The sequence below is a fragment of the Enterococcus sp. CR-Ec1 genome (assembly GCF_002850555.1).
GTDB lineage: Bacteria > Bacillota > Bacilli > Lactobacillales > Enterococcaceae > Enterococcus_D > Enterococcus_D entomosocium.
Window position 1 is genome coordinate 170,537 of sequence record NZ_CP025223.1, and the last position, 16,393, is coordinate 186,929.

Sequence of the window (16,393 nt, forward strand, 5' to 3'; positions counted from 1 at the left end):
AATTCAATCATAACTATTATACCAATAAATCCTACTGATCGGTCAATCTGTGTATAATGGATGTTATATGAAAGGATGAAAGCAATGAAGCAACGACAAACAGCTTTGATACTTCCCGGTTTGTTCCTGTCCTTTTCGGTAGCCGTCATCGCCCGAATCATGGCTTTGGCTGTGCCAAAATTAGGGGGAGCAACCCTTGCTATTTTATTAGGAATCATTTTAGGAAATACACTGTTCAAGCAAGAACGCTATCAAGTCGGGACGAAGGTTGCGGAAAGTCGTCTCCTAGAATATTCGGTAGTTTTGCTGGGCTTTACCGTCACTTTCCAGACTATCAGTGAAATGGGTCTTCGGGGCTTTCTCTTTATTTTGCTGATGATGAGCTTGGTCATTACCGCTGCTTATTTGATAGGGAAAAAAATGGGCTTTAATCAAAAGATGAGCCTGATGATGGCAGGCGGCAATGCTGTCTGTGGGTCCTCTGCGATTGCGGCGATCGCACCAGCCATTGATGCCGATGATGAAGAAAAAGGGCAGATCATCACCTTGGTCAATCTTTTAGGAACGGTGATGATGCTGACGCTGCCGTTTTTAGGCTTGGCCTTATACGGCGATGATCTATTGCAAAAAAGTGCCTTACTTGGCGGCACACTGCAATCCGTCGGGCAAGTCGTGGCGGGGGCTAGTTTGATTGATGCCGACACCGTCAAATACGCGATGCTCTTTAAAATCGCGCGCATCATCATGTTGGCAGTCGTCGTCATTGTTTTTGAACGAATGACGACAAAGACCCCCACCAAAACCAAAGGCAAAGGTAAGCTACGGCTGCCAATCCCTTGGTATGTGTTGGGCTTCTTGACCATCTGTATCTTGAACAGCTTCTTGCCGCTGCCTAGCTGGTTGAATGAGGGGGCTCATTTTATCAGTACGTGGTTTGAAACAACGGCGTTGGCAGCCATCGGTTTGCGCCTGGATTTCCGCAAGTTTTTAAAAGAAGGACCGCGCTTTTTATTCTATGGTCTTTCCGTTGGAGCCGTCCAAACCGTGGGTGCTGTTGCGTTGATTTGGTTGCTGCGGCTCTGATTCACACGAGGCACATCCCATAAAGCACGTTTGAAGCGTACGATTGTTTAACGAAAAAAGCCACGACGGTTGATCGAAGGGCACGCTTTGCTGTTTCTGTTGGAAGAGGCAGCAAGGCGTGGCTTTTCAGATCAACTGTCGGGCTTTTTTTAGCGACAAAGATGGTTAGACGGGGACTTGGATGACTTGAACACCTTGTTGCTCAATCAAGTCGATGACTTTGGGATCAGAATAATGGTCGGTAATCAGCAGATCGATAGCCGCAATTGCGCCAATCGTAAAATTGGATTGCTTACCGATTTTGCGATAATCCGCGATAACGATCAACTTGCCAGAATTTTCGATGATTTTCGCATTGACTTTGGCTTCGTGGATCACTGAAGTGGAAATGCCGGTCTGTAAATCTAACCCACTACAACCAATGATCGTAACATCAGAACGAACATGAGAAAACGACTCCACGGCGATATCCCCTGACAAGGCCGCTTTAGGATAGCGTATTTCGCCGCCACTTAAAACGATCGTTGATTTTGGATGGTGTTCCATTTGGATCACACTTGTATTGTTCGTCAACAAACTGATTCGTTTGTCTGTGAGATGGCGCAACGTTTGAGCGGCGCTAGTACTCGTATTGACGAAAAGGGTATCGCCATCTTTTACTTGGCGAGCCGCTTCTTTGGCCAGTCGATCTTTGATGTACTCGATCGAGTCGGTGGGATGCGCTTCATCTTCATAAGCTTCACAGTATTCGATTTTTCCGTGGGTTTGTTTGATCTGACCCATCTCACTCAGTACGGTACAGTCTCTGCGGATCGTCATCTCTGATACTCCCAACTGATGACTGAGGGTCTTCACATCAGAAAAACCAGATGTTTTTATCAGATCGATCAATTGTTTTCTCCTTTGCCTCACTTCTTCATTGGAACGTTTCACGATACTTCCTCCTTACATGCGCTTTATTCTATTCTTGTCTTTCATCGTTTATCCAGATTGCGATTGCCTTTGCATAGCAAAAACCTTCTCGCCTCCTTCTCGCAAGTTCAAGTGATGATCCCACACCACTTGTTGAGAAGCAACGATGTGTTTGTTGTTTCTTCTTTCGAACTCATTTTAACATATCCCCTATACATTACCATATATATTAAATAATCACATTTATTTATGGGTTAATTAACATATAATAAGCTAAATTAACATAAAATTAGATTGAAAGCGTTTTTCTATATGTTAGAATCAAAGTGTAAATAAGCAAGGGAGGAATAAGAATGGCACATGTAAATGATGTTTCGAAAGAGAGTTGGCTTTTAAATACGTTTCCAGAATGGGGGACCTATTTGAACGAAGAGATTGAAAATGAGCTTGTGAAAGAAGGCACAGTTTCCATGTGGTGGCTAGGCTGTACGGGTATTTGGCTGAAGAGTGCGGAAGGAACCAATATTTTATGCGACCTTTGGTGTGGCACTGGCAAGCGCAGTCATGGGAATGGGCAAATGAAAAAAGGCCATCAAATGATGCGAATGAGTGGTGTACAAGAAATGCAGCCTAACCTACGGACTCAGCCCTTTGTGATCGATCCATTTGCAATCAAAGGAGTGGATGCGTTAGTGGTGACCCACATCCATTCCGATCATTTAGACATCAATACCGCAGCCGCAGTCCATCAAAATTGTCCAGAAGCAAAATTCGTCGGTCCCCATGAAGTCGTTGCAACTTGGTTGAAATGGGGAATACCAGAAGAAAAAACCATCGTGGTCAAACCGGGGGATGAAGTGACCATTGGGCAGGTGAAAATCGTCGCTTTAGAAGCATTCGATCGAACCGCTCTGATTACTTGTGAAGATCCGGATACCAGCTTGAAAGGAAAAATGCCACAGGACATGGATCGTATCGCAGTCAATTACTTGTTTGAGACTTCCGGTGGGGCGATTTATCATGCAGGAGATTCTCATTATTCGAATGTATTTGCTAAACATGGGAATCAGTACAAGATCGATGTTTGCTTAGGTGCATATGGCGAAAACCCGCGAGGCATCACCGACAAAGTTACATCAGTCGATATGTTGCGGATGGCCGAATCCCTCAATGCCAAAGTGGTGATTCCCGTACATTATGATATCTGGTCCAATTTTATGGCTGATCCAAAAGAGATCACCGAGATTTGGAAGTTTAAAAAAGATCGTTTGAACTATGAGTTTAAACCGTATATTTGGCAAGTTGGCGGCAAATTCACCTACCCAACGAATAAAGATGATCTTGAATTTAATTTCTATCGTGGCTTCAAAGATGTTTTTTCGGTCGACAATGATACGCCATTCCCTTCTTTCTTATAAAAGAAGGGGGGATGCTGCAAAAGCCAAATTTGAAAGGAGCAAACGTAATGCTGCGTTATTTTTATGAAAATGAGTTGGTTGCAATCAACCATGAACAGCCCGAAGACTGGGAAGCTGCTATCTGGGCGAGTGGCGAAGGATTAAAGCAAAAGGCGTTGATTACGGATCAGTACATTGAAGATGTCATTCGGGATGTCCATCAATACGGTCCTTATATTGTGATCATTCCCAAAGTAGCCATGCCCCATTCTTCAGCAGAAAGCAAAGGCGTCTTAGGAACAGGGATCGGGCTGACGATTTTTCCAGCGCCCGTCTCGTTTCAGGAAGATAATCCGGACAAGGAGGCGCAGTTGTTCTTTATGCTCGCTGCCAAAAACGCTGAAGCACATATGAACAATATCGCTGGTTTATCAGAGATGTTGATGGAAGAGGGGCTGGTAGAAGATCTATTAGGTGTAAAAACGATGGCAGATTTTGAAATGGTGATGGAGAAATATGACCAAAAAGAAAGCAGGGATTAGATGGAAGTGGTAGGAGATTTCTTATTGAGATGCTGGGATTACTTTGCTCAGAATATTTTGATGCAGCCAGCTTTTTTGATCGGTTTTATTGTACTGATTGGTTACTTACTATTGAAACGGCCGTTTGTTGAATGTGTCGCAGGTTTCTTAAAAGCCACCGTTGGTTACTTGATTTTGACGATTGGCTCTGGTGGATTGGTCAATAATTTCCGTCCGATCCTGGTGGGGCTTAAGGAGCGTTTTGAATTAGATGCGATGGTCACTGACCCGTATTTTGGTCAAAATGCGATCACCGCCGGCATTGAAGAACGATTTGGACGCACCTTTGGTGACACGATGCTCTTATTATTGATTGCCTTTGTTTTTAATATCTTACTCGTTCGCTTCAAAAAATATACGAAGCTGCGGGCCGTCTTCACTACTGGAAATGTGCAAGTACAGCAAGCCGCAACGGCCTTTTGGCTGCTGCTATTTTGTTTTCCAGACTTGGGTCGGATCGAAGTCTTACTTGTCATGGGCTTGATCTTAGGCTGCTATTGGGCGGTTGGTTCCAATTTGACCGTGGGCATCTGTCAAGATTTGACGGAAGGTGCTGGTTTTGCGATTGCCCATCAACAGATGTTTGGTGTTTATTTCTTTGCGAGACTTGCGGAACGGTTCAAAAAGAACAAATCCAACCGGAAATTAGAAGATGTCGAACTACCGGGTTTTTTATCGGTCTTCAATGAAAATATGGTATCGACTTCGATCCTGATGCTCTTTTTCTTCGGTATCATTTTAGTGACACTTGGACAAGATTATTTAATAACAGCAGGATTTATGGCAGAAGGACAAAGTTTCTTATTTTATATTTTACAAACATCACTGATGTTTGCCGTCTACTTAGCAATTCTTCAATTAGGTGTGCGCACCTTCGTTTCCGAATTGACCGAGTCATTTCAAGGAATCTCAAATACGATTTTACCAGGTGCTGTTCCGGGGATCGATATCGCCGCAACCTTTGCCTTTGGTTCACCAAATGCTGTGACGGTGGGCTTTTTATTCGGTGCATTAGGACAATTTTTAATGATTGCTTTACTGATTTTGTTCCGGTCACCAACGATCGTGATTGCCGGGTTTATCCCACTGTTCTTTGATAATGCAGCGATTGCCGTTTTTGCCAACAACCGTGGAGGTATCAAGGCGGCTTGTCTTTTCCCATTCTTATCAGGCATCATTCAGATCGGTGGTTCGGCCTTGATCGCTACTTGGGTAGGATTGTCCCAATATGGCGGCTATCTTGGTATGTTCGACTGGGCGACCGTCTGGCCATTCTTTACAGTATTGATGAAATTCTTAGGCATCATTGGTGTGGTTCTTGTGGTGGTGATCTTATTAGTGATTCCGCAATTGCAGTACCGCAGAGATCCAGAAGGATATTTCTTGATCGTAGATGATTACGATGCGTATGTAGAAAAACAAAAATAATGAATTCTTAGGAGGAAAAAAAGATGAGAGTATTAGTATCTTGTGCAAATGGATCAGGAACAAGTTTGATGATGATGCGGAGTGTTGAAAAAGCTTTGAAGTCTGAAGGGATCACGATCACCTCTATCCACCACTGCGCGATTTCTGAAGGCAAAAGCACCGCCAAGAATTACGATGTGGTCTTTACGCCAATGAACTTTGTCAATATGTTCGATAAAGCAAAAGAAAAGGGCGTAACAGTAATCGGGGTCAGAAATGTGATGTCTCCAAAAGAAATCATTGAGCGGGTCAGAGAAGCGGGTCTTTCAAAGGAGTAGTCAGCGTAACAGGATGTGGCAAAACAAAAAGGTTGGTCAAACAAAAGAGAGGGGAATTTCATGAGCATACCAAAACTACAGATTGCTTGCGATCACTCCGATTTAGCTAGTGCACTGGCAGATATCAAAAAAGTCGGCGATGTGGTTGATATTATTGAAGCAGGGACTATTTTATTGTTGCAAGAAGGAGAACAGGTATTACGCTGTTTCCGAGCAATGTATCCGGAGAAGTTGATCGTAGCAGACACAAAATGTGCCGATGCCGGTGGGACGGTCGCCAAAAACTGCCAGCAAGCTGGCGCGGATTATATGACCGTGATTTGTGCAGCAACGATCCCAACAATGAAGGCAGCAGCAAAAGAAATTGCTGAGATCCAAGTAGAATTATATGGTGACTGGACCTACCAGCAAGCACAGCAGTGGCTAGATGCCGGCATCTCACAAGCCATCTATCATCAAAGTCGTGACGCATTGTTAGCTGGTGAAACATGGGGAGAAAAAGATTTAACGAAAGTCCGTAAATTGATCGATATGGGGTTTCGAGTGTCCGTCACGGGAGGATTGAGCGTCGAGACGTTGGCTCTGTTTGTCGGCATTGATGTGTATACCTTTATCACAGGACGAGGCATCACTGCCGCTGACGATCCGCAACAAGCAGCAGTTGATTTCAAGCAAGAGATTTTACGGATTTGGGGGTAGTTTTCTATGAGTTTGATCGGTCTATATGAAAAAGCAACACCCAAAGCCCTTTCTTGGCCGGAACGATTGCAGTTTGTCAAAGACCGAGGTTTCGACTTCATTGAAATGTCCATCGATGAATCCGATGAACGCTTGGCACGCCTAGAATGGAACCAAGCACAGCGCAAAGAGATCGTCGAGGCAATCTATGCCTCGGGGATCAAAATCTTGTCTTTATGTCTCAGTGGACATCGGCGGTTTCCCTTTGGTTCGATCGATGAAAAAAAGCGCAAGCACGCGATGCATCTGATGGAAAAAGCCATTGACCTGGCTTCAGATTTGGGTATTCGCTGCATCCAATTAGCCGGATACGATGTGTACTATGAGGAAAAAAGTCTTTGTAGCCGAGAATGGTTCATTGCCAATCTAAAAGAAGCGGTCGCTAGGGCGTCTGAAAAGGGTGTCGTTTTGTCACTAGAGATCATGGATGATCCGTTTCTAAATTCTATCTCAAAGTATTTACGGATCAAGGAGCAGATCCCTTCGCCCTATCTACAAGTCTATCCAGATGTCGGGAACCTATCGGCCTGGCCAGAAAATGATGTCGGTTATGAATTAGAAAAAGGCATTTGCGAGATAACCCAGATTCATTTGAAAGATACATTGGCGGTTTCAGATAAGTTTCGAGGAAAATTTAAAGAAGTACCGTTTGGCACTGGGTGTGTTGATTTTGATGGCTGCTTACGCACGCTGAAGCGGTTGAATTACAACGGTTCTTTTGTCATCGAGATGTGGAGTGAGACGAGCGCTGACCCGATTGCGGAAATCGAACAAGCCAAAGCATTTTTATTACCAAAACTAAAGGAGGTCGGTTACCTTGATCAATCAGCTTCAATTGATGAAAGAGCGAGTCTATCAAGCCAATAAGAGACTGCCTGAGGAAGGACTAGTAAAGCTAACTTGGGGAAATGTCAGTGAGATCGATCGAGATTTAGGGATCATCGTCATTAAACCCAGCGGTGTTGATTATCAGACGATGACGGTTGACTCAATGGTGGTTTGCGACTTAGCGGGAATGCCGAAAGAGGCGAAGGCGTTGAAGCCTTCCTCGGATATCAAAACCCATGCGCTATTGTATAAGCACTTCGAAGGCGTCAAGGCGATCGTCCATACGCATTCGACAAATGCGGTAAAATGGGCGCAAGCACAGCGAGACATTCCTGCATATGGAACGACGCATGCGGATACTTTTTATGGTAGTGTCCCTTGTACACGACCATTACGGGCCTCTGAGGTAACGGCAGACTACGAAAAAGAAACCGGCAAAGTCATTGTCGAGACGTTTGAAAAGCGGGGATTAGATCCGCTTGCATGCCCAGCTGTCCTCACAGCGGGACACGGTCCCTTTACTTGGGGGCAATCTGCGGAACAAGCGGTCAGCAATAGTATTGTTTTAGAAGAGGTTGCAGAAATGGCACTAGGTACCGAAGCTTTGACCTTGGATCGAACACCGATCGCTGATTATTTGCTGGATAAACATTATTTCCGCAAGCATGGCGAACATGCTTATTATGGACAAGGATAACGGAAAAGCAGCCATTCCTAGCGATCAAGGAATGGCTGCTTTTCTATTCGTTTTCTTCAACGAGTGTTTTCACATAAAAGCGATCCATCGTGGTATGCTGTGCCGCCAATAGTGGCTGGGACAATGCGCGATAGCCGGCTTTTTGATAGACATGCAAGGCAGCTTCTAAAGAATGATGGGATTCTAAATAGAGTTGCCGATAGCCTAGTTCAAAAGCTTTGGCCTCGATCTTCGCCAGCAGGGGATAGCTGAGGCGCTGCCCTTTGGCGGCATCACTGAGATAAAATTTTTGCAGCTCGGCGATTTGCCCTTCTGAATCATAAGTGGCAAGACCACCGCCGCCTAAAAGGATACCCGATTCATCGGTGACGACAAAATAATGGCGGCTAGCAGGATCTGCTGCATAAAATTCACTTAAGTGGTCTAACTCGGGATCAAAATAGGCAGTTCCTGGAACCGCCAACTGGTGGTCGGTCAAGCTTTTGCGAATGATAGCAGCTAATGGCGCATCATCTTGAGATTGGATCGGACGAAATATCGGCTTCATGCAGTTCCTCCTTAACGTAAAAGTAAATGAATAGCTATAGTGTACCACAGCATCGGGGGAGTGTTTAGTGATGATAAGAAAAGCATCCTCGCAATGGCGCACCTCTTTAATAAGAAAACCGCCCCCTCGTTGCCAGGCTCCTAATGTAAAAAGGAGGATGGCGAAACGAGGGGGCGGTTTTTGTGTTAGTCATGGAAGCAGTAATTAGAGCGTTTCACCATTAGAGGCGATTACTTGCTGGTACCACGCAAAGGAATCTTTTTTCAAACGATTCAAGGTTCCTTTGCCGGTATTGTCTTTGTCGACATAGATCATGCCATAGCGTTTCTCCATTTCGCCGCTGCCGAAGCTGACGATATCAATGATCCCCCAAGGCGTATAACCTAATAGCGGTACACCATCTTCAACCACCGCTTTTTCCATCTGTTCGATATGCTCTTTCAGGTAAGTGATGCGGTAGTCATCATGGACTTGCTGTTCATTGGTTAATTGATCGTAAGCACCAAAGCCATTTTCTACGATAAATAGCGGCAAGTCATAGCGTTGATAGATCGTATTTAACACATAGCGCAACCCGACTGGATCGATAGGCCAGCCCCAATCAGAAGCACTGATATAAGGATTACTCACGATTTTTGCTCCCGGGATATCCTCAGTTGGTGTGCCAGCCACTTCATCAAGGGTTGAGATCGTTCCTGACATGTAATAGCTGAACCCAATATAATCAACGGTTCCCGCTTTTAATAGCGCTTGTTCCTCGGGCGTGATCTCAATCGTGATGCCTTTTTTTGCCCAATATTTTTGCACATAGGTTGGGATCTTGCCTCGTACGTGGACGTCGCTGTAAAAATAGCGCCGTTCATTGGCTTTGACGGATGCCATCAAATCAGCTGGCGCACAAGAGTAGGGGTAGACCGGGACATAGGCCATCATACAACCAATCTGAAACTCTGGATTGATTTTTTTGCCTTCGATCACGGCTGCCGCACTGGCAATCAACTCATTGACGCCCGCTTGAAAGACGAGTGCTTCTTTTTGGCTGTCATCCTCGATGATCATGGCAGAATTGGTCCAAACGTGCAACGGCTCTTGCCCATCTGCTTGATTATTGATCTCATTGAAAGTCATCCAATACGTCACTTTGTCACGATACCGTTGAAAAACAGTCTTAGCGAATTTGACAAAGAGGGGAATCACTTCTTTGTTAGCAAACCCACCAAATTCTTCATAGAGGGCATAAGGCATTTCAAAGTGAGACAAAGTGATGACGGGTTCGATGCCATTTGCCTGCAATTCGTCGAAAAGATCATCGTAGTATTGGAGACCGGCTTCATTTGGTTCTTCTTCTGTTCCAGTTGGATAGATCCGGCTCCAAGAAATCGATGTCCGTAGACATTTCAAGCCCAGTTCTTTGAATAACTGGATATCTTCTTTGTAACGGTGATAAAAGTCAATGGCTTCATGGTTCGGGTAATATTCCCCTTCAATGACTCCTTTGGTGATTTTACGGGGAATACCGTTGCCACCGGCCGTCATGACATCGGCGGTACTCATTCCACGGCCAGCAACATTCCAAGCGCCTTCCGCTTGATGGGCAGCGATCGCGCCGCCCCATAAAAAATCTTTCGGCATTTTTGCGGACATAAATTTCATTCCTCCTCGACTCATTCGTTTGCTTATAATTCTACTTTCTGGGAACGGTTAGAGGCGATCACGAAAGGCAAATAGATCAAGACCGAAATCGCAAGACAAACGACACCGACAACCGCAGCGATCGCATTTCCTCCAGTTCCTAAAAAGAGATTAATGATTCCTGGGGTCGTCCATGGTACCCCAATCGCTGGGGTCGGCATGATCGGCCAGACAACAGTGACAAAATAACCCACCAAAATATTGACCATTGGTGTCAAAATAAACGGAATGATCATGATTGGATTCAAGACGATCGGTAGACCGAAGATCATCGGTTCATTGATTTGGAAAATTCCTGGAACTAAGGACATCTTAGCGATCTCACGTTGTTCTGGACGTTTTGAAGCGATGAAGATCGCAATGATCAAGCCCAATGTCATACCAGTTCCGCCCATATTTGCGAACATATCATTTAAAACGCCCCAGGTTTCTTTGTAAGGAACGTCCCACAAGGAGCCGCCCTGGTTGATAAAGTCTAGGTTAGCTAGATCTTGTTCGGTAAAAATCGCTGAACGAACCGCATTCAATGTGTTTGGTCCATGGATCCCAATCGCAAACAACGTGGTTTGCAAAAATGCCAAGATCAAGACACCGACGACATTGCCCCCCAGATCCCGCAATGGACTTTGGATCCCGTTGTAAATCAGTTCATTGATGCCTTCCGGTGCAATCATTAAAACTAAGAAATTGATCAAAGCAGTGACTGCCACGATGATCACGATCGGAATCATGCCAGAAAAGGAACGGGAAACAGCTGGTGGTACCATTTCAGGCATTTTGATCTGCAATCGTTTGACCTTGAAAAGCTTCGGTAAGAATTCACCGACCAAACAAGCCACGATCATAGCTACGAACAACCCTTGGGCGCCTAAATATTGTGTAGAGATCACATTGACATCATCTACTGCAAACGAGGTCGGGTACAAGATCATAAAGGCAGCGACACTTGTCAAACCAACTAGCGTAGCATCTGCTTGGAAATGCTTGGCTAAAAGTTGGGCAACAAGAAACGCAATGAATAAACTCATGATGTTGATGGTCCCGTTCGCCACGGAAGCTAGAACTTGCTGGGCGCTTTCCAGATTAGGAAAAAGCCGATTCAGTTGAAATAATTGCACGATGAAACTTTCATTGGAAAATAAAATATTGTTGACCAAAATAACGAGAGAAGAAGCGATGGTCAGTGGGAAAATCAGCATGAATGCATCCCGGATCGCTGCTACGTGGCGTTGATTGTTCAACTTTGTTGCGATTGGTACCAACGAGCGGTCTAACAGGTCATTGAATTTTTGCATAATAATAACACCTTTCCTTAATTGATGCCATCATTATAGCGAATGAAAGCGGCTAAAAGTAAGCGGATACGGATTCCGTACATATCTCTCAAGAAATGAAAAAAATTCCGCATCCGGAACACAGTGTTACAAAAAAAGATGGTTCAGTAAACTGAACCATCAAGGGTTGGAACGATAATCTTGTAAATAGCCGATCAGTGTTTCTAAAATCGCTACTGAAGGCAATTGACTAGTCAAATCAAGAAAGATGTCTTTGCGTTCCTCTTTGATCGCATACTCGATCGAATAATCGCACAGGCGTGCCAACGTACTTTCCCGATTAGGGGTAATGCAGTATTTCTGCACGATCGCTTGATTGTCTAAACCGGTAATGACTTCGATCAGTTCTTTGGTTTCACCAGAGACACTCAGAAAAACCAAAACATTTTTTTGATCTTTTCGCAAAAAGCTTTTGATTGGGTAGGTCAGCTCATCAATGCTGATACTAAAGTAACCGAGACTGGCTAGCTTGCGGGCAACGTATTGCGCGATCGCACCGGATGCCCCCATCCCCATAAATAAGATCAAATCGGCATCCCGCATCGCTTCGGCAAGTTTTCGTATTTGGTATTCCGCATCAGGGTGGAAGATCTGCATATTCAAGCCTTTGATGCGCGCTTCTAAACCTAAGTGTTCAGGATGCGCGTCAAAATGGGCTTTTTCTAAATGATTTTTGATATAGAAGCGAAATTCTGGAAACGACTGAAAGCCGACTTTTTGAATAAAACGAAAGACCGAAGTCGAAGAGACATGAGCATCATCGGCAATGTCGCGCACACGCATATACGGGATCTTTTCTAAGTGATTGACGATAAAACGGTAGATTTCTTGTTCTACCGCAGAGAGCTTGTTCAAGTTTAATTGTTCAAAAAGCGCCATGCTGGTTCCTCGCTGTCCTAGATAATCAATTTACACCAGTATAGCATATCCGAACTTTTAACGGTGCAGCTGTTGGTGGATCTGATAGACTGCGCCGATCAAGCCGGCATCGTTTTTTAGCTTCGCTGGACGAACAGGCGCGATGGTTTGTCCGCGCAAATAATTGATCGCTTCATGCCGTGTTTCCGTGATCGTCAAGCGAGCCTGCAGGCGTTCCCAGAAATAAGGATTGGCACTGATGCCGCCGCCGATCAATACCAATTCTGGGTCAAAACAGCTAATCAAATTGATCAACCCTACAGACAGATCCGTCAGAAATTGGTCCGTCAGCTTCAACGCCAATGCTTCGCCTTGCTGCGCGCGGTCAAAAATCTCTTTGGCGTCTTGGGTGGGTTCAAAGCCAGGAACTGCTGCGCCAGATAAATTGTAGAGGCGAATCAAGCCGCCCACGACGGCAGTTTTTTTATTGATGGAACTTTCCTCGATATTGCCTTCTTCTGGCAGCTGATCGATCACCATCCAACCAAATTCACCAGCCATGCCATGAGCACCTCGGTAGACTTGATTATTGATTACGATCCCACCGCCTACACCAGTGCCTAGGACAAGACACAAATAGTTGGCTACCTCTTGCGCATTCCCGATCCATTTTTCAGCAATCGCTGCTGCATTGGCATCATTTTCCACCGCCACCGGCAATCCTGTACGCGCTTCCAAGACTGCTTTAAAATTTTCACCATATAACGATTTGATTGCTCCAGCCGTTAACATAAACCCGTCTTTTTGAACGATCCCTGGGGCACTGATCCCAATGCCATCAATCGTGTGGCGGCTCTGGGCATCTTCGATGATCGTGAGTAGATCCTGATAAAACTGGGCTGGCTCATAGCTAGTAGGGATCGCTGATTTTTCAAGGATCGCTCCGGTTTCATCTAAAACCCCATATTTAATACTTGTTCCGCCAATATCAAATCCTACGTACATTCTTCTTCCTCACCTTCTAAAACATTGTTGCCTTAAGTGTACCATCTGGCAGGAGGAATTTTTTTCTTTTTTCAGCTATTTTTTGCCTGCCGTTTCCGCTGCATCCAAATAAAACAAAATGTCACTTTTGCCTTCCTGATTGGTTCCTTTGTACACCTCCGTATCCAGGCCTCCGATACGAAAGCCTGCTCGCAAGTAAAACAGACAGGCAGAAGGATTGTTGTCCTGCGCTTGTGTATAGATGCCGCGATAGTCTTTGGCAAGGGCCGCTTTCAGTGCATGTTGGATCAACAGTTGACCGATTCCTTGCTTGCGGTAGTCTGTGTTGACCTTTAAGTCATATAGGTACAGATAATTGAAAAAAGCGTCTTGAACGATCGCTAAGCCGATGCATTTTCCATCATCATAAGCACCGATAAACAGACTGTTTCGGCTCATTTCATCATAGCAATAATTTTCATCTGGGAAACGCATCGTCTGAATGTCTTCAGGTGCAAATTTACAGATTGTGTACTGCCAGTTGCCCTCATTATAAGACGGCAGCATTTTCCCCCATAAGGAGAAGGGTTCGTTTTTCAAGCGGATATCAGCTTGGTGTTCTTGATCGATCAGTTTGATTTCTAGCATGGGACACCTCGATTTTCTATAGTTTTCAATCATGAGTATTTAAAAGTAAGTTGTTGCAGTTTAGTTTACTACAAAGAATGAAAAATCACGATACTTATTAAACAGTCTGGTCTTCCTGTGAGAAGGGACGTTTTTGTAGGAGTAACTTAGTTGTTTGCCTATACATTTAGGTGGAAAAAGCAGAAAATATTCCATTGATACCTTAGTTACAATGACCGACGGAAAAATACGTCTTAAGTTTGATTATATTTATCGCTTGTTTTTTTATACTGAAGGCAGATAGAAAAAACGGAGGACAATCACTTGAAAAAAGCAATTAGTATGATCCTGCTCGTGTTAACGATCGGGACCGTCACATTGGTTACATGGTCTTATTTTACGAAAGATGATTCCAGCGAACTGGTTCAGCTGGTGGATCGTTTCAATCCTTTCGTACCGGAGAAAAAGGTTTATGTCAAAACATCCGATGAGTATGGCGTGCCGCAAGAACATGATGCCTATGAATATACGCAAGAAGGAATCAATGAAGATGGACAAAAAATAAAAATCACGTTTTGGGCACCACAAAAATTAAAAGAAAATGCCTACCTAGAGCTTGATGCAAAGGGCAAACATGTGGAGTCGTATCAAGAGGTGACCGAGCAAGATCTCCCTGACGCTATCAAAGACGAGTTGGTTACGACCCATTGATCATCGAGCCTGCTTGAAGAAACGGACAGAAAGTCATTTCCCACATGTTGGGAGATGGCTTTTTTTAGTACCTTCACCTAAAGAAAAGTTCGCCAAGATTTGATTTGGGTGAAAAAGATTAGAGGATGATAGAATTTTCAGAAAAAATAGATAATTTTTTCAATTCTTAGTTGCAATAGCAGAAACGTCTGGTATTCTCTATGAGGTAGTTAAAAAAAATCATTCATATAATTAAAAATAGCAACAGTGAGAGAATCACTGTGTATGAAGGATCAACGGTTTTCGAGGAGGAACGTATGACAGAAAAAAATCAATTAAAAAAACAGATGAAAACCAGGCACATCACTATGTTGGCACTAGGTGGCGCAATCGGTGCCGGCCTATTCAAAGGCAGTGGGGAAGCGATCCAGTTAGCGGGGCCTGCGGTCTTGCTAGCGTTTATTTTTTGTGGGCTGATCTTATTTGTCGTCATGACAGGACTGGGACAGTTGGTTTTATCTGACCAAAAACAACATGGCCTTTCGGGCTTAGTCCAGCCGTATCTTGGCTTGCATACAGCTGATTTCATTGATTGGATCTACTGGTCAATGTGGATGATCAACATCATCGCCGAAGCAGTTGCTGCCGCAAGCTTTTTGCAGCTGTGGTTTCCCAATATTCCAGCTTGGATCTTTGTTTTGATTTTGGCACTACTCACGACCATCATCAATTTGTTTTCGGTCCGCTTGTTTGCAGAAACGGAATACTGGCTTTCGTGGGCCAAAATCAGTGTGGTGATTGTGCTGATCTTGGTGGGTCTCTATCTGGTTGCCACGCAAGTCTTTGATCTGGGCTTTTTACCGACGATGAGACAAATGACAGACTATGGTGGTTTTGCCCCTCACGGTCTCAAAGGATTTATCAATTCTTTATTGGTCGTAATCTATTCTTATGGCGGTTCTGAGTTAGTAGCCATCACGATTAGTGAAGCAGAAAATCCAAAAAAAGCGATCCCTCAAGCAATCAAAGGAGTAATGACTCGGATTGCCGCTTTTTACATCATTCCCATGTTTCTTTTACTGATCATTTATCCGTGGAATCAATTAGCAGATCCAAATGTCAGTCCCTTTGTAATGGTGTTTCAAAAAATCCATGTGCCTTTTGCTTCCGACATCGTTAATTTAGTGATCATTTTGGCCTTGTTTTCCTCCATCAATTCTGGGGTCTATGCTTCTTCAAGAACGTTGTTTTTCCGGTTAAGCAACAATGGCCAGAAAAAAAGCCGCTTCACGATGCTGAATAAAAACAGCGTGCCCCAACGAGCGATCATGTTTTGCAGCGGTACTTTATATCTTGGAGTCGTTCTTTCTTACTTTTTAGGCGACAAACTCTTCAATTATCTGGCAGGCTCCCTGTCGTATACTGTATTACTGATTTGGTTGTTGATCAGTGTGGCGGCGTTTGTTTTGGTACGCAAGCAGAAGAAAATGGGCTATACGATTTTTTTGGGTGGGGCGATCCTTGCGTTGCTTTTGCTGTTTGCCGGAATCTTGATCACTAACCCATTAGCGGTTACAGGTTTCACCGCATTGCTGTATACGATCATTTTTCTTAGTTTTTATTGGAACCATCGAAAAATAGGGGACACCAGTGGAAAAAGTTGAAGAACCCTCCCTTAAG

At 44.3% G+C, this 16,393-nt stretch carries 17 protein-coding genes; 10 read left to right on the forward strand and 7 right to left on the reverse strand.

The window, feature by feature from the left end; all coding sequences use genetic code 11:
* Positions 1 to 60: 60 nt before the first annotated feature.
* Positions 61 to 1,083 carry a YeiH family protein gene (locus tag CXM95_RS00810; protein ID WP_016619553.1) on the forward strand — a complete coding sequence of 341 codons (1,023 nt, stop codon included), beginning with the start codon at positions 61 to 63 and terminating at the stop codon, positions 1,081 to 1,083.
* Positions 1,084 to 1,248: 165 nt separating this feature from the next.
* Here the strand turns inward: CXM95_RS00810 and CXM95_RS00815 are convergent, their stop codons facing one another.
* The gene (locus CXM95_RS00815; RefSeq protein WP_005232717.1) at positions 1,249 to 2,016 is read right to left on the reverse strand and encodes a DeoR/GlpR family DNA-binding transcription regulator; all 768 of its coding nucleotides are present in this window, start codon (positions 2,014 to 2,016) and stop codon (positions 1,249 to 1,251) included.
* A 332-nt stretch (positions 2,017 to 2,348) separates the two neighbouring features.
* Here CXM95_RS00815 and ulaG point away from each other — a divergent pair, with 332 nt between their 5' ends.
* From ulaG to araD, 7 genes are read left to right on the forward strand one after another with little or no spacing between them, the layout of a single operon-like run.
* Entirely contained in the window at positions 2,349 to 3,413 is a 1,065-nt protein-coding gene (ulaG, locus tag CXM95_RS00820; protein WP_005232716.1) for an L-ascorbate 6-phosphate lactonase, read from the forward strand.
* Positions 3,414 to 3,460: 47 nt separating this feature from the next.
* Positions 3,461 to 3,934 (forward strand): PTS sugar transporter subunit IIA, encoded by a 474-nt coding sequence (locus CXM95_RS00825; protein WP_005232715.1) that lies wholly within the window; start codon positions 3,461 to 3,463, stop codon positions 3,932 to 3,934.
* Positions 3,935 to 5,401, forward strand: coding sequence for a PTS ascorbate transporter subunit IIC (locus CXM95_RS00830; RefSeq protein ID WP_016611581.1), 1,467 nt, complete (start codon positions 3,935 to 3,937; stop codon positions 5,399 to 5,401).
* Positions 5,402 to 5,424: 23 nt separating this feature from the next.
* On the forward strand, positions 5,425 to 5,718 hold the full coding sequence (locus CXM95_RS00835; RefSeq protein WP_008376531.1) for a PTS sugar transporter subunit IIB: 294 nt from the start codon (positions 5,425 to 5,427) through the stop codon (positions 5,716 to 5,718).
* Between the two features lie 60 nt (positions 5,719 to 5,778).
* Positions 5,779 to 6,417 (forward strand): 3-keto-L-gulonate-6-phosphate decarboxylase UlaD, encoded by a 639-nt coding sequence (locus CXM95_RS00840; protein WP_101698749.1) that lies wholly within the window; start codon positions 5,779 to 5,781, stop codon positions 6,415 to 6,417.
* A 6-nt stretch (positions 6,418 to 6,423) separates the two neighbouring features.
* Complete coding sequence (locus CXM95_RS00845; RefSeq protein WP_101698750.1) at positions 6,424 to 7,323, forward strand: L-ribulose-5-phosphate 3-epimerase; 900 nt, start codon at positions 6,424 to 6,426, stop codon at positions 7,321 to 7,323.
* Positions 7,295 to 7,981: an L-ribulose-5-phosphate 4-epimerase AraD gene (gene araD, locus CXM95_RS00850; protein WP_101699582.1), complete on the forward strand. Its 687-nt coding sequence runs from the start codon at positions 7,295 to 7,297 to the stop codon at positions 7,979 to 7,981. The genes CXM95_RS00845 and araD overlap by 29 nt, the downstream gene beginning before the upstream one ends.
* A 43-nt stretch (positions 7,982 to 8,024) precedes the next feature.
* On the opposite strand, the gene CXM95_RS00855 is transcribed toward araD, so the two are convergent.
* From CXM95_RS00855 to CXM95_RS00880, 6 genes are all read right to left on the reverse strand, one after another.
* The gene (locus CXM95_RS00855) at positions 8,025 to 8,528 is read right to left on the reverse strand and encodes a GNAT family N-acetyltransferase (protein ID WP_086316755.1); all 504 of its coding nucleotides are present in this window, start codon (positions 8,526 to 8,528) and stop codon (positions 8,025 to 8,027) included.
* 204 nt (positions 8,529 to 8,732) lie between these two features.
* Entirely contained in the window at positions 8,733 to 10,172 is a 1,440-nt protein-coding gene (locus tag CXM95_RS00860; RefSeq protein ID WP_034878166.1) for a 6-phospho-beta-glucosidase, read from the reverse strand.
* Positions 10,173 to 10,204: 32 nt separating this feature from the next.
* Positions 10,205 to 11,515: a PTS sugar transporter subunit IIC gene (locus tag CXM95_RS00865; RefSeq protein WP_008376519.1), complete on the reverse strand. Its 1,311-nt coding sequence runs from the start codon at positions 11,513 to 11,515 to the stop codon at positions 10,205 to 10,207.
* Positions 11,516 to 11,674: 159 nt separating this feature from the next.
* The gene (locus CXM95_RS00870; protein ID WP_005232695.1) at positions 11,675 to 12,433 is read right to left on the reverse strand and encodes a MurR/RpiR family transcriptional regulator; all 759 of its coding nucleotides are present in this window, start codon (positions 12,431 to 12,433) and stop codon (positions 11,675 to 11,677) included.
* A gap of 57 nt (positions 12,434 to 12,490) precedes the next feature.
* Entirely contained in the window at positions 12,491 to 13,417 is a 927-nt protein-coding gene (locus CXM95_RS00875) for an ROK family protein (protein ID WP_008376516.1), read from the reverse strand.
* Between the two features lie 75 nt (positions 13,418 to 13,492).
* Positions 13,493 to 14,044 (reverse strand): GNAT family N-acetyltransferase, encoded by a 552-nt coding sequence (locus CXM95_RS00880; RefSeq protein ID WP_101698751.1) that lies wholly within the window; start codon positions 14,042 to 14,044, stop codon positions 13,493 to 13,495.
* Between the two features lie 321 nt (positions 14,045 to 14,365).
* On the opposite strand from CXM95_RS00880, the gene CXM95_RS00885 reads away from it, so the two are divergent.
* Entirely contained in the window at positions 14,366 to 14,734 is a 369-nt protein-coding gene (locus CXM95_RS00885; RefSeq protein ID WP_016619558.1) for a YxeA family protein, read from the forward strand.
* 296 nt (positions 14,735 to 15,030) lie between these two features.
* Complete coding sequence (locus tag CXM95_RS00890) at positions 15,031 to 16,377, forward strand: amino acid permease (protein ID WP_008376509.1); 1,347 nt, start codon at positions 15,031 to 15,033, stop codon at positions 16,375 to 16,377.
* The last annotated feature ends 16 nt before the right edge of the window (positions 16,378 to 16,393 follow it).

Excerpts from the sequence above, each read along its gene's own strand:
- CXM95_RS00810 (WP_016619553.1), top strand. The coding sequence starts at position 61 with ATGTTATATGAAAGGATGAAAGCAATGAAGCAACGACAAACAGCTTTG.
- ulaG (WP_005232716.1), top strand. The coding sequence starts at position 2,349 with ATGGCACATGTAAATGATGTTTCGAAAGAGAGTTGGCTTTTAAATACG.
- CXM95_RS00825 (WP_005232715.1), top strand. The coding sequence starts at position 3,461 with ATGCTGCGTTATTTTTATGAAAATGAGTTGGTTGCAATCAACCATGAA.
- CXM95_RS00830 (WP_016611581.1), top strand. The coding sequence starts at position 3,935 with ATGGAAGTGGTAGGAGATTTCTTATTGAGATGCTGGGATTACTTTGCT.
- CXM95_RS00835 (WP_008376531.1), top strand. The coding sequence starts at position 5,425 with ATGAGAGTATTAGTATCTTGTGCAAATGGATCAGGAACAAGTTTGATG.
- CXM95_RS00840 (WP_101698749.1), top strand. The coding sequence starts at position 5,779 with ATGAGCATACCAAAACTACAGATTGCTTGCGATCACTCCGATTTAGCT.
- CXM95_RS00845 (WP_101698750.1), top strand. The coding sequence starts at position 6,424 with ATGAGTTTGATCGGTCTATATGAAAAAGCAACACCCAAAGCCCTTTCT.
- araD (WP_101699582.1), top strand. The coding sequence starts at position 7,295 with ATGAAAGAGCGAGTCTATCAAGCCAATAAGAGACTGCCTGAGGAAGGA.
- CXM95_RS00855 (WP_086316755.1), bottom strand. The coding sequence starts at position 8,528 with ATGAAGCCGATATTTCGTCCGATCCAATCTCAAGATGATGCGCCATTA.
- CXM95_RS00860 (WP_034878166.1), bottom strand. The coding sequence starts at position 10,172 with ATGTCCGCAAAAATGCCGAAAGATTTTTTATGGGGCGGCGCGATCGCT.
- CXM95_RS00865 (WP_008376519.1), bottom strand. The coding sequence starts at position 11,515 with ATGCAAAAATTCAATGACCTGTTAGACCGCTCGTTGGTACCAATCGCA.
- CXM95_RS00870 (WP_005232695.1), bottom strand. The coding sequence starts at position 12,433 with ATGGCGCTTTTTGAACAATTAAACTTGAACAAGCTCTCTGCGGTAGAA.
- CXM95_RS00875 (WP_008376516.1), bottom strand. The coding sequence starts at position 13,417 with ATGTACGTAGGATTTGATATTGGCGGAACAAGTATTAAATATGGGGTT.
- CXM95_RS00880 (WP_101698751.1), bottom strand. The coding sequence starts at position 14,044 with ATGCTAGAAATCAAACTGATCGATCAAGAACACCAAGCTGATATCCGC.
- CXM95_RS00885 (WP_016619558.1), top strand. The coding sequence starts at position 14,366 with ATGATCCTGCTCGTGTTAACGATCGGGACCGTCACATTGGTTACATGG.
- CXM95_RS00890 (WP_008376509.1), top strand. The coding sequence starts at position 15,031 with ATGACAGAAAAAAATCAATTAAAAAAACAGATGAAAACCAGGCACATC.